At 67.5% G+C, this 12,430-nt stretch carries 11 protein-coding genes; 7 read left to right on the top strand and 4 right to left on the bottom strand.

The genetic code is table 11. The features are described 5' to 3' along the window. Window positions 1-58 precede the first annotated feature (58 nt). Window positions 59-631 (bottom strand): hypothetical protein, encoded by a 573-nt coding sequence (locus ACSQ3N_RS03200; protein ID WP_436145574.1) that lies wholly within the window; start codon window positions 629-631, stop codon window positions 59-61. Window positions 632-642: 11 nt separating this feature from the next. Further along, on the bottom strand, window positions 643-1,200 hold the full coding sequence (locus ACSQ3N_RS03195; RefSeq protein WP_056164197.1) for a M23 family metallopeptidase: 558 nt from the start codon (window positions 1,198-1,200) through the stop codon (window positions 643-645). Window positions 1,201-1,454: 254 nt separating this feature from the next. Here ACSQ3N_RS03195 and ACSQ3N_RS03190 point away from each other — a divergent pair, with 254 nt between their 5' ends. Then, window positions 1,455-2,582: a Bug family tripartite tricarboxylate transporter substrate binding protein gene (locus ACSQ3N_RS03190; RefSeq protein WP_235507274.1), complete on the top strand. Its 1,128-nt coding sequence runs from the start codon at window positions 1,455-1,457 to the stop codon at window positions 2,580-2,582. Between the two features lie 166 nt (window positions 2,583-2,748). On the opposite strand, the gene ACSQ3N_RS03185 is transcribed toward ACSQ3N_RS03190, so the two are convergent. Together ACSQ3N_RS03185 and ACSQ3N_RS03180 are read right to left on the bottom strand one after the other, a co-directional pair. Beyond that, on the bottom strand, window positions 2,749-3,072 hold the full coding sequence (locus ACSQ3N_RS03185) for a DUF1840 domain-containing protein (protein WP_056164194.1): 324 nt from the start codon (window positions 3,070-3,072) through the stop codon (window positions 2,749-2,751). A gap of 36 nt (window positions 3,073-3,108) precedes the next feature. Beyond that, a complete protein-coding gene (locus tag ACSQ3N_RS03180) occupies window positions 3,109-4,374 on the bottom strand; it encodes a class I SAM-dependent methyltransferase (RefSeq protein ID WP_436145573.1) in 1,266 nt (421 codons plus the stop codon). A 122-nt stretch (window positions 4,375-4,496) separates the two neighbouring features. Here ACSQ3N_RS03180 and ACSQ3N_RS03175 point away from each other — a divergent pair, with 122 nt between their 5' ends. The 6 genes from ACSQ3N_RS03175 to ACSQ3N_RS03150 are packed head-to-tail and all read left to right on the top strand — an operon-like array spanning window position 4,497 to window position 11,571. Beyond that, window positions 4,497-6,875 (top strand): bifunctional salicylyl-CoA 5-hydroxylase/oxidoreductase, encoded by a 2,379-nt coding sequence (locus ACSQ3N_RS03175; protein ID WP_436145572.1) that lies wholly within the window; start codon window positions 4,497-4,499, stop codon window positions 6,873-6,875. Window positions 6,876-6,877: 2 nt separating this feature from the next. After that, window positions 6,878-7,369 (top strand): MarR family winged helix-turn-helix transcriptional regulator, encoded by a 492-nt coding sequence (locus tag ACSQ3N_RS03170; protein WP_056164186.1) that lies wholly within the window; start codon window positions 6,878-6,880, stop codon window positions 7,367-7,369. Further along, window positions 7,366-8,220 (top strand): enoyl-CoA hydratase family protein, encoded by an 855-nt coding sequence (locus tag ACSQ3N_RS03165; RefSeq protein WP_436145571.1) that lies wholly within the window; start codon window positions 7,366-7,368, stop codon window positions 8,218-8,220. The genes ACSQ3N_RS03170 and ACSQ3N_RS03165 overlap by 4 nt, the downstream gene beginning before the upstream one ends. 4 nt (window positions 8,221-8,224) lie before the next feature. Next, entirely contained in the window at window positions 8,225-9,430 is a 1,206-nt protein-coding gene (locus tag ACSQ3N_RS03160) for an acyl-CoA dehydrogenase family protein (RefSeq protein WP_436145570.1), read from the top strand. 6 nt (window positions 9,431-9,436) lie between these two features. After that, on the top strand, window positions 9,437-11,149 hold the full coding sequence (locus tag ACSQ3N_RS03155; RefSeq protein ID WP_436145569.1) for an AMP-binding protein: 1,713 nt from the start codon (window positions 9,437-9,439) through the stop codon (window positions 11,147-11,149). A 17-nt stretch (window positions 11,150-11,166) separates the two neighbouring features. Next, window positions 11,167-11,571, top strand: a complete 405-nt coding sequence (locus ACSQ3N_RS03150; RefSeq protein WP_056164173.1) for a RidA family protein — start codon at window positions 11,167-11,169, stop codon at window positions 11,569-11,571. Window positions 11,572-12,430: the final 859 nt, after the last annotated feature.

Genomic DNA, 12,430 nt, shown 5'->3' with positions numbered 1-12,430 from the left:
TGCGTGACCCCGCTGGCCGCGCCCGCTAGAGGAATGAGGCAGACGAGCAGGGGGGCGATCATTCAGTCATCTGTTCACAGCGGACATCGCGCGGGTCCAGCGCCACGAACCGGTCATTGGCCGCATCGATCATCCATACAGCCTCCACCCCCGGCGGCCCGGCCACTGTATCGCGCCCACCCCAGCGAAGCAGCACATAGACAGGTTGCGATCCAGACTGGCCCACATCGCATTGACCGGCTGTGGGGGAAATGAGCTCCAGAGGGTCGTCCCCCAAGCCTTCTTCGGCGTAGTTGCTGACTTGGGGGAGCACCTGGACCGCGACGATTTCCCAGAGGGGAAAACTGAGGAGCGGGGCATTGCTTTTACGCGTTTTGGCGATCAGAAGAACAGGCACGCCCTGACACACTGCCACCGCGTCGGACCAGCCGATTTTCTCTGGCTCGTTCTCCCATTCCACACTGGCACCCATGAAATCGCAGGGAGAGCCCTCCACCAAACGCCCCTGGGCCGCGGAGGACAGGTAGGTTTTCCCGAGCAAGGCTTGCGCGTCGGAGACTCCAGCGATTGGGACCTCCTCGGTGCGCTGGCATGCCGCCAAGGCGCAGCACAGGGCCAGGGTTACAACCATGTGTTGGCCCATCACCAGCGCCTCATGTCTGTGGCGTGAATCTTCAAACCGGTGCTGCCTGACAACAGCCGCTTTTGCGCATGTGACTCCACGATGGTCATCCCCTTCGGAGCGCGTCCGTAAAGCTCCTCGGGATTGATTCTGCCGGTGAGCCCTCCACGGGCGTACTGGTCCGTCCGAATTTCGAAATGCAAGTGCTGATCTTCCCCGGTCATACCTCTGGCATTGCCGGAGGTGCCGGTATAGGCAATGATTTCCCCTTGCTCGACCTTGCAGCCCGCCGCCACGTTGAAGAGGCTCAAGTGCGAGTACAGCGCAAACAGCGCGCGTCCCTGAAATGAAAACTCCAGCACCACGGTCTTTCCGTGACCTTTGGGCCCTTCATCCTTCGCACTTTTGATCACACCGTCCGCAATTGCGTAGCAAGCCGTGAGCTTGGTCGCCACCAAGTCCCACCCTTGGTGATCACGCTTCGTCCCATCGGCGTTGGTCCGCACCGTGCCGAAAGTGTTGTTCGTCACATCACGCCGGATGCGGTTGCTCTCCAAAGGCCATGCCAGAAAACCCATCGACAAATCCCTCCTGATTCGCAGCACCTCTACCGGGTGCTGGCGGCGCGAATCATAGGAGTCGGAAATTCTTTTCAGCCGCCCTGCGGCGTAACAGACTTGCTCGCGTGTAACGGGCTACAACCCCGCAGAACAATGTAGCAAAGTATGCACTTGATACGGGTTATCCCATCTGCGCAGGGCGTCCGAGCCCACGTACAAAGAGAGTCACAGCCGTCGAGCTGGAAGACCATCCGTACTACGAAAGCCCGCCCATGGCTCAGCCGCAACCAGCCCCCTACCAACCCGCGCGCACCAGCGCACAGATCCAGGCCCGCAGCCAGGCGCGCAGCCGCCGCAAGGCCGTCGCGCTCGCCTTCACCCTGAGCGCGCTCGGTGCCCTCGCCATCGCCGCGGCGGGCTCGCTGCTGGTAGCACCGGGCGCTGCCCATGCGCAGACCGCAGCGCCCACGACCGGCGGCGGCTGGCCCACCAAGCCCGTGCGCATCGTGGTGCCGTTCGCCCCGGGCGGCACCACAGACATCCTGGCGCGCGCCATGGCGCCCGAACTGAGCCGTGCATTCGGACAGCAGTTCATCGTTGACAACCGTGCGGGCGCGGGCGGCAATGTGGGGGCCGAGGTCGTGGCCAAGTCGCCCGCCGACGGCTACACGCTGCTGATGGGCACGGTGGGCACGCACGGCATCAACCGCGCGCTGTATGCCAAGCTGCCGTACGACCCGATCAAGGACTTCGTGCCCATCACCATGGTCGCTGCGGTGCCCAACGTGATGGTGATGAATGCCGACAAGGCCAAGGCCCAGGGCATCTCCAACGTGCAGGACTTCATCCGCGTAGCCAAGGCCAGCCCGGGCAAGATGAACATGGCGTCGAGCGGCAATGGCACGTCCATCCACCTCGCGGGCGAGCTGTTCAAGAGCATGACGGGCACCTTCATGCTGCACCTGCCCTACCGCGGCTCGGGCCCCGCGCTGCTGGACATGGTGGCGGGCAACGCCGATGTGATGTTCGACAACCTGCCGTCGTCGATGGCGCAGATCAAGGCGGGCAAGCTCACGGCGCTGGCGGTGACCAGCTCGCAGCGCTCCAGCGCCCTGCCCGATGTGCCGACGGTGGAGCAGGCCGGCGGCCCCACGCTCAAGGGTTACGAAGCCAGCTCGTGGTTCGGCCTGCTGGCGCCTGCTGGCACACCGGCCGACATCGTGAACCGCATCCAGCAGGAAGTCGCCAAGTCGCTGGCCACGCCGGCGATGAAGGAGCGGCTGGTGGCGCAAGGCGCGATCCCTGGGGGCAACACGCCCGCCGACTTTGCCAGGCACATCGACAATGAGCACAAGAAGTGGGCGCAGGTGGTGAAGACGTCGGGAGCGAAGGTGGATTGATCGCCGCTGACGGCGCGGCCATCGCGCCACGCGCTGTCGCCACAACTACGCGCCTCTTTCAAATTTGAATGCCTGCCGGATCGCTGCGGGCATGTTCCGGCAGTGATTCAAAGGCGGCCAGGGCGTCCGTCCGCCCCAGTGCGAGTCCAGATCAGATCACATCTGATCACGCACCCCAGACCACATCCGCGCCCTCGGCCGCGCTGCGCTTGAGCATGTCGATCAGCGGTGCCACCCGCTGGCGCAGGCGCACGGTCTCGGCGCGTTCCTGCGTGGTGGCTTCGTCGTCGCCGTCCGCGTCTGCAGAGGCCGGCAGGGCTTCTTCGGCGGCCACGGCGGACTCGAGCGCTGCGATGGCGGCAGGGATCTGGGCAACCGTCACGATGCCGCTGGCACCCGGCGTCTTGCCCATGATGGTCACGACCTGGCGGCCCTGCGGCTCGAGCATGATCAGGTCGGCTGCAGCGCGGGATTTGAATTTGTAGAGCATGGAGGTGAACCGTTTTCTTGGTTGGATGAAGCAGACTTAGCTGCGGTAGATGTACTCGCGGGTGAACGGATAGTCCGATTGTGCGCCGGGCATCGCCCCCGTGGCCATGTCGCCGTCGGGCCGGACGGCCAGCATCTGGTGCAGGGCCATCCAGCCGCGCTCGAACCCCAGCGCACTGCCTGCAAGGTACAGGCGGTACGCACGCAGGACTTTATCGCCCTGCTCGCTGCCCCAGTGTGCGGCCAGCACGTCGCGCGCCGCAGGCAGGCGGGCCTCCAGCCTGTCGGACCATGCCCACAGCGTGCGCGCGTAGTGCGGGCGCAGGTTTTCGGTGTCCACCATCTCCAGGCCCGCGCGCGCCATGTCGTGCAGCACCGCGCTCACATGGATGAGCTCGCCGCCCGGAAAGATGTACTGCTCGATGAAATCCCCCATGCCCGCGCCCAGTTGCGCGTTGTCCACCGCGCCGGCGGTGATGCCGTGGTTCAGCATCAGGCCGCCCGGGCGCAGCAGGCGGTGCACGGTGTCGAAGTAGCGGCCCATCTGCGCGCGGCCCACGTGCTCGAACATGCCGACCGAGGCGATCTTGTCGAAGGGCTGGCCGGGCGGCAGCTCGCGGTAGTCGCGCAGCTCCATGCGCACCCGGCCCTGCAGGCCGCGCTCTGCGATGAGGCGCTGCACGTGCGCATGCTGGTGGTGCGACAGCGTGATGCCCGTGGCGTCCACGCCGTAATGCTCGGCCGCCCACAGCAGCAGGCCGCCCCAGCCCGCGCCGATATCGAGAAAGCGCTCGCCGGGCGCCAGGCGCAGCTTGCGGCAGATGTGGTCGAGCTTGGCCTCCTGCGCGGAGGCCAGGTCCAGGGCGGCGTCCCGGTAGTAGGCGCACGAGTACACGCGCCGCTCGTCCAGCCACAGCGCATAGAAGTCGTCGGACAGGTCGTAGTGGAACTGCACATGCCGTGCATCGTGCCCCAGGGTGTGCACGGCCATGGAGCGGGCCCGCGCCAGCACGCGCTGCCAGCCATGGTGCTGGTCGCGGGCCGGATCGCGCGTCAGCAGGCCCGCGGCCGCGGCCATGAGGTCGCGCATGCCGCCCTCCAGCGCCACCCGGCCTTCGACGATGGCGGCGCCCACGTTGCCGATCTCGCCCGTGGCCAGCGCCACCAGCGCCAGGCGGTCGCGAAAGCGCAGCGTGACCGCGGGGTCGCGCGCGCCCAGTTGCTGCCCGGCGGGCAGTTGCACGGCCATCGGCACCGGCAGCGCCGCCAGCCGCCCTTCCAGGGTGTTCAGAAGGTGCTTCATGCAATTTATTTTTGGCAGCTTGCTGCACTGCGTCAACACCTGGCGCCATGACCTTGCCCGCGCCATGGGTCGCCGGGAAGGCCCCATTGACAGCATGTTGTTTAAGCCTAAACTATTTTCCCATGAACATCCTCTGCATTGGCGGCGGGCCCGCAGGCCTTTATTTCGCACTGCTCATGAAGCAGCAAGACCCTGCCCACCGGGTCACGGTGGTCGAGCGCAACCGGCCGTTCGACACCTTCGGCTGGGGCGTGGTGCTGTCCGACCAGACGCTGGCCAACCTGCAGGCGGCCGACGCGCCCACGGCCGCGCTCATCGGCGACGCGTTCAACCACTGGGACGACATCGAGGTGTTCTTCAAGGGCCGCAGCGTGCGTTCTTCGGGCCACGGCTTTTGCGGCATCGGGCGCAAGCGGCTGCTCAACATCCTGCAGGACCGGTGCCTGGCCGTGGGCGTGGAGCTGGTGTTCGAGACCGATGTGGCCGACGACCAGGCCCTGGCCGTGCAGTACGGCGCCGACCTGGTGATCGCCAGCGACGGCCTCAACAGCCGCATCCGCACGCGCTACGCCGCCACCTACCAGCCCGACATCGACCTGCGCGAGTGCCGCTTTGTCTGGCTGGGCACGCACAAGAAACTGGACGCTTTTACCTTCGCTTTCGAGCAGACCGAACACGGCTGGTTTCAGGCGCACGCCTACCAGTTCGACGCCGACACCTCCACCTTCATCATCGAGACCCCCGAAGCGGTGTGGAAGGCCCACGGCCTGGACCAGATGGAGCAGCCCGAGGCGATTGCGTTTTGCGAGCAGCTGTTTGCCAAGTACCTCGATGGCAACGCCCTCATCAGCAATGCCACGCACCTGCGCGGCTCGGCCAACTGGATCCGCTTTCCGCGCGTGATCTGCAACACCTGGGTGCACCGCGAGACCATCGGCGGCAAGCAGGTGCCCATCGTGCTGATGGGCGACGCGGCGCACACCGCGCATTTCTCGATCGGCAGCGGCACCAAGCTCGCGCTCGAAGACGCGATCGACCTGGCCAACGAATTTGCGACCGGCCTTCCCAAGGGCCTGCCCATGGACGAGGTGCTGCAGCACTACGAGGCGCGCCGCAGCGTTGAGGTGCTCAAGATCCAGAACGCCGCGCGCAACTCCACCGAGTGGTTCGAGAACGTGAACCGCTACACCGGCATGCAGGTGGAGCAGTTCGCGTATTCGCTGCTCACCCGCAGCCAGCGCATCAGCCACGAAAACCTGCGGCTGCGCGATGCGCAGTGGCTGGAGGGCTATGAGACCTGGCTGGCCGGTGGCACGACAGCCGTGCCCCCCATGCTCACGCCCTTTGCGTTGAAAGGCCTCACCCTCAAGAACCGCATCGTCGTCTCGCCCATGGCCACCTACAGCGCGGTCGATGGCGTGCCGCAGGACTTCCACCTGGTGCACCTGGGCGCGCGCGCGCTGGGCGGCGCGGCGCTGGTGATGGTGGAGATGACCAGCCCCACGCCCGAGGGCCGCATCACCCCTGCCTGCACCGGGCTGTGGAACGATGCGCAGCAAGCCGCCTTTACCCGCATCGTGAACTTCGTGCACGGCAGCAGCACCGCCAAGATCGGCCTGCAGCTGGGCCACAGCGGCCCCAAAGGCTCCACGCGCGTGGGCTGGGAAGGCACGGACGAGCCGCTGGCCGATGGCAACTGGCCCCTGCTGGCCGCCAGCGCCCTGGCCTACGGCGAGCAGAACCAGGCGCCCGCCGCCATGACCCGCACCGACATGGACGGGATGACCGCCGCGTTCGTCGCCAGCGCAGAGCGCGCCGCGGCCTGCGGCTTCGACTGGCTGGAGCTGCACTGCGCGCACGGCTACCTGCTGGCCAGCTTCATCAGCCCCATCACCAACCAGCGCACGGATGAATACGGCGGCAGCAGCATCGACAACCGCTGCCGCTACCCGCTCGAAGTGTTCGCCGCCGTGCGCGCCGTGTGGCCGGCCGACAAGCCATTGAGCGTGCGCATCTCGGCCCACGACTGGGCGCCGGGCGGCACCACGCCCGACGACGCGGTGCAGATCGCGCGCCTGTTCCAGGCCGCAGGCGCCGACCTGATCGACGTGTCGTCCGGCCAGACCACGCGCGCCGCCAAGCCGGTGTACGGCCGCATGTACCAGACGCCGTTTGCCGACCGCATCCGCAACGAGGTGGGTATCGCCACCATGGCCGTGGGCGCGATCAGCGAGGCCGACCACGCCAACAGCATCATCGCCGCCGGCCGCGCCGACCTGTGCGCCATCGCCCGCCCCCACCTGGCCGATCCGGCATGGACGCTGCACGCCGCTGCGCAGCTGAGCCCCGTGGCCGCCGCGCACACCGACTGGCCCGTGCAGTACGCCAGCGGACGCGACCAGATGCTGCGCGAGATCGCCAAACAAAAACAGGTCGCAGCGCTGGCTGCACAAGCGCCATCAGCGACCAAAAACAGAGCATCGGCCGAGGAAGAGGGCTAGCCATGGACCTCGAAGCCCGCCTGCACGGCGCCGCCCCCAGCGAGCACCCCGAGGCGCTGCGCCTGTGGCTGCGCATGCTCACCTGCACGCAGCTCATCGAAAAGCAGGTGCGCAGCAACCTGCGCGCGCAGTTCGACACCACGCTGCCGCGCTTTGACCTGATGGCGCAGCTCGAACGCGCGCCCGAAGGCATGAAGATGAAAGAGCTCTCGCGCCGCATGATGGTGACGAGCGGCAACATCACCGGCATCACCGACCAACTGGTGGCCGAAGGCCTGGTGGAGCGCCTGGACGTGGAAGGCGACCGCCGCGCCTACCTGGTGCGCCTGACACCGCAAGGCCGCCAGCAGTTCAACGACATGGCGCGCCAGCACGAGCAGTGGATCGTCGAGGCGTTTGCCACGCTGGGCGAACGCGACATCGCCACCTTGCACCGCCTGCTGGGCAAGGTGAAGGAACACACCCAAGACAACTCTTTGGAGACAGCCGAATGAAACACTTCATCGGGGCCAGCAACCCTATGCGCGAGCAGTTCAACCCTGAGGCCCGCTACGTGGCCGAGCATTTTGCGTGGAGCTTTGATGGCGGCGTGGGCACCGTCACGCTCAACCGGCCGGACCGCAAGAACCCGCTCACCTTCCAGAGCTACTCGGAGCTGCGCGACTTCTTCTACGCGCTGCGGTTTGCCACCGACGTGAAGGCCATCGTCGTCACCGGTGCGGGCGGCAACTTCTGCTCGGGCGGCGACGTGCACGAGATCATCGGCCCGCTCACCACCATGACCATGCCCGAGCTGCTGGAGTTCACGCGCATGACGGGCGATCTGATCAAGGCCATGCGCGCCTGCCCGCAGCCCGTGCTGGGCGCCATCGACGGCATCTGCGCCGGCGCGGGCGCGATGATGGCGCTGGCCTGCGACATGCGCTACGGCACCCAGGCGACCAAGACCGCCTTCCTCTTTACGCGCGTGGGCCTAGCCGGTGCCGACATGGGCGCCTGCGCACTGCTGCCCCGCATGATCGGCCAGGGCCGCGCCAGCGAGCTGCTGTTCACCGGCCGCGCGATGACGGCGCACGAAGGCCTGGCCTGGGGCTTCTTCAATGATTTGTATGAGAGCGCCGACCTGCTGGCCAACGTGCAGGCCACGGCGCGCACGCTGGCCGACGGCCCCACCTTCGCCCACGGCATGACCAAGACCATGCTCAGCCAGGAGTGGAGCATGACCATCGAGCAGGCCATCGAGGCCGAGGCGCAGGCGCAGGCCATCTGCATGCAGACCGAAGACTTCCGGCGCGCGTACGAGGCGTTTGCGGCCAAGCAAAAGCCTGTGTTCCAAGGGGATTGAGAAGATGCACGTAGCAACGCCCCCAGCCCCCCGCCCGCCCTCCACGGCGCACCTGGCCCTGCCCTTCTTCGACGACGCCCACCGCGCGCTGGCCGACGGCCTGGTGCCCTGGGCCGCCGCGCAGCAGGTCGATGAAACCGACGACCGCGCCGCCTGCCGCGACTGGGTGCAGCGCCTGGGCGCGGGCGGCTGGCTGCGCTACTGCGTGCCCGCCGAACACGGCGGCGCGCTGCCCGCACTCGACTCGCGCGCGCTGGTGCTGCTGCGCGAGACACTGGCCTACCACTCGCCGCTGGCGGACTTTGCCTTTGCGATGCAGGGCCTGGGCAGCGGCGCCATCACGCTGGCCGGCAGCCCCGCGCAGCAGGCGCACTACCTGCAGGGCGTGGCGCGCGGCGAACTGATCGCGGCGTTTGCGCTGAGCGAGCCCGAGGCAGGCTCCGATGTGGGCGCTATGCAAACGATAGCTGCTCGCGCTCATCCATCCAGCGGTAGCGGCCACAACGGCTCCTATTCGCTGACCGGCACCAAGACCTGGATCAGCAACGGCGGCATCGCCGACTTCTACTGCGTGTTCGCCAAGACCGACCCGGCGGGCGGCACGCGCGGCATCAGCGCCTTCATCGTCGATGCGGGCACGCCGGGCCTGGATGCCTCGCACCACATCCACGTGATGGCCCCCCACCCGCTGGCCACACTGCAGTTCACCGATTGCGAAGTGCCTGGCGACGCGTTGCTGGGCGAAGAAAACGGCGGCTTCAAGCTGGCCATGCGCACGCTCGACATCTTTCGCGCGTCGGTCGCCGCCGCCGCGCTGGGCATGGCGCGCCGCGCACTGGCCGAGGCCGTGCACCACGCGCGCCAGCGCCGCATGTTCGGCCAGACACTGGCGGACTTTCAGCTCACGCAGGCCAAGATCGGCGAGATGGCCGCGCTGGTGGACAGCGCCGCGCTGCTCACCTACCGCGCGGCCTGGCTGCGCGACACAGGCCAGGCCCGGGTCTCGGCCGAAGCCGCAATGGCGAAGATGACCGCCACCGAAAACGCCCAGCGCGTCATCGACATGGCGCTGCAACTGCACGGCGGGCGCGGCGTGGAGGTGGGCAGCAAGGTCGAGTCGCTGTACCGCGACATCCGCTCGCTGCGCATCTACGAAGGTGCCACCGAAGTGCAGCAACTCATCATCGGCAAGGCCACCCTGCAGGAGTAACACGACATGAGCAGCACCAGCACGAGCAGCAGCAGCAGCAGCACCGCCCCGTCCGCACAGCCCGACCATTTCGTGCACGACCGCCTGCCCCCACCCGAGGCCTGGCCCACGCTGCACTACGACCTGCCCGAGCAGCAGATCGCCGCGCAGGCCAACCTGGTGCAATCCCTGTTCGAGCAGGCCGAGCGCGCCGGCCACATCGACCGCCCGCTGCTGCGCGGCCCGCACCGCACGTACACCTACCGCGACGCCTGGACCGAGGCCGCGCGCATCGCCGAGGTACTGACGCAGGACCACGGCCTTGTGCCCGGCAACCGCGTGCTGCTGCGCGGCGGCAACACGGTGGAGATGGCGCTGGCCTGGCTGGGCACGGTGTACGCCGGCCTGGTTGCGGTGGCCACCATGCCGCTGCTGCGCGCGGGCGAGCTGGCCAGCATCATCGAACGCGCACAGCCCACGCTGGCGCTGTGCGACGGCCGCCTGCTGGCCGAGCTGCAGGCGGCGCAGGCGCAGCAACCCGTGCTGGCCGCCATCGTGCCGTTCCACACCGCGCCCGATGCGGCCGACTTGGTCCAGCGCGCACAGGCCAAGCCCGGCACCACACCGCCCTGCCCCACATCGGCCGACGACATCGCGCTGATGGCCTTTACCTCCGGCACTACGGGCGCGCCCAAAGCGGCGGTGCACACCCACCGCGACGTGCTGGCCGCCTGCGAGGCCTGGCCGCGCCACGTGCTCAAGGCCACGCCCGACGACATCGTGGCCGGATCGCCGCCGCTGGCCTTCACCTTCGGGCTGGGCGGCCTGCTCGTCTTCCCCATGTGGGCCGGGGCCAGCGTGTACTTCCCGGACCAGCCTTACACGCCCGAGACCATGGTCACGCTGATGCGCGATGCGGGCGTCACCATCTGCTACACCGCGCCCACCTTCTACCGGCAGATGGCGCCGTTCGCCCAACAGATCGGCCTGCCGCAACTGCGCATCAGCGTGAGCGCGGGCGAGGGCCTGCCCGACGCCACACGCCAGCTGTGGAAGAACGCTACCGGCATCGACATGACGGACGGCATCGGCGCCACCGAAATGTTCCACATCTTTGTCTCGTCGGCGGGCGGCCACACGCGCCCCGGCGCCATCGGCAAGGTCGTGCCCGGCTACACCGCCAAGGTGGTGGACGACGACGGCAACGAGGTGCCACTGGGCACCGTGGGCAAGCTCGCCGTCGTCGGCCCCACGGGCTGCAAGTACCTCGACGACCCGCGCCAGGCCAAGTATGTGAAGGACGGCTGGAACTACCCCGGCGACGCGTTCACGCAGGACGCCGACGGCTACTTCTTCTACCAAGCGCGCGACGACGACATGATCATCACCGCCGGCTACAACGTGGGCGGCCCCGAGGTCGAAGACGCCCTGCTGCGCCACCCCGCGGTGGCCGAGTGCGGCGTGATCGGCGTGCCCGACGACGAGCGCGGGATGGTGGTCAAGGCCATTTGCGTGCTCAAACCTGGCCACACCGGCGATGCGGCGATGGTCAAGACCCTGCAGGACCACGTGAAGGCCACGATTGCCCCGTTCAAGTACCCGCGCGTGGTGGAGTTCGTCACGGTATTGCCGCGCACGGAGACGGGCAAGCTGCAGCGGTTCAAGCTGCGCCAGGGGGCTGCGGGCGCTCCTTCGCCTGCTCCGTCTCCCTTATCGTCGTCCTCGTCGTCGTCCTCTTAGAAGATAGTAGAAACAACATGATCAACACACTTTTGCAACCGCAAGGTTGGGTGGCACCCAAGGGCTATGCCAATGGCGTGGCGGCGCGCGGCACCATGGTTTTTACCGGCGGGCAGATCGGGTGGAATGCGCAGCAGCAGTTCGAGAGCGATGACTTCATTGCGCAGACGCGGCAGACGTTGCTGAACGTGCGGGAGGTGCTGCAGGCCGGTGGCGCGGGGCCGGAGCATCTGGTGCGGCTGACCTGGTATGTGGTGGACCGCCAGGAGTACAACGCGCGGTTGAAGGAACTGGGGGCGGTGTACCGCGAGGTGCTGGGGAAGAATTTTCCGGCGATGGCGTGTGTGCAGGTAGTGGGGTTGATGGAGGAGCGGGCGAAGGTGGAGATTGAGGCGACGGCGGTGGTGCCGGATGGGGCTTGATGGATGTGATCCATGGTTGAGCGCCGCAGTGCTCAGCCGCGTCGGCTGAAGCTACAGAGCCGCGAATTGACTTCCCGCCCGTTCGGGTTGAGCTTGTCGAAACCTGGGCACATCGACCCATGGCCGTTCGGGTTGAGCTTGTCGAATCCGGGGTGCGCTCGCAGGCTCGCTGGTTTGTACCGCGTGCCTGGTTCAAGGGCGGAGGCCGGGAGTCGCCCGGCGTGCGAGTAACTTTCTTTCGCGTCGCCGAAAGAAAGTCACCAAAGAAAGGGCGACCCTACAGCCTGCGTCCCCACTCGCCCTGCGGGCGAGTGGGGCAACCTGCGGTGCTCGGTCGTGGGGTGCGCTGCGGAACTCGCTGCGCGCTGCCGCGCTACGCTCAGACATCCGCAGCGAGTCAGTTCACGATGCGTGTGTCCTTCGGCACACGCTCACCCCACGCCCTGTGCTCCTCGGCGCATCCTGAAGGGATGTGGGAGAGAACATCCACACGGGCCATCGCGTTGCTCGGCCCCGAACGCGCAGGCGCTGCGCGCCGCGACCGCGCGGCCGAGCGAAGCAATGGCCCGTGTGGCTGTTCGGAGGTTGGCTGTTCGGCTGCCCCCCCTGTGGCTGCGCCTGCGTCGGGGCGGTTGCGGGGTGAGCATGCGCGTCGAAGCGCGCATGCTTCGTTATCTAGCTCGCCGTGGCTGTCTGAACGTAGCGCCGCAGGCGCGCAGTGAGTTCCACGGCGCACCCCGCAACCGCCCCGACGCAGGTTTGCCCCGTAGCGCAGCGAAGGGGTCGCAGACTTGGGGTCGCCTTCTCTTTGGTGACTTTCTCTTGGCGAACCAAGAGAAAGTTACCGCGCCGCCGGGCG

It is taken from the genome of Acidovorax sp. LjRoot194 (assembly GCF_964253015.1).
Taxonomy (GTDB): domain Bacteria; phylum Pseudomonadota; class Gammaproteobacteria; order Burkholderiales; family Burkholderiaceae_C; genus Acidovorax.
The sequence above is the reverse complement of the archived record's forward strand: the minus strand, read 5'-3'. Positions and strand labels throughout refer to the sequence as shown.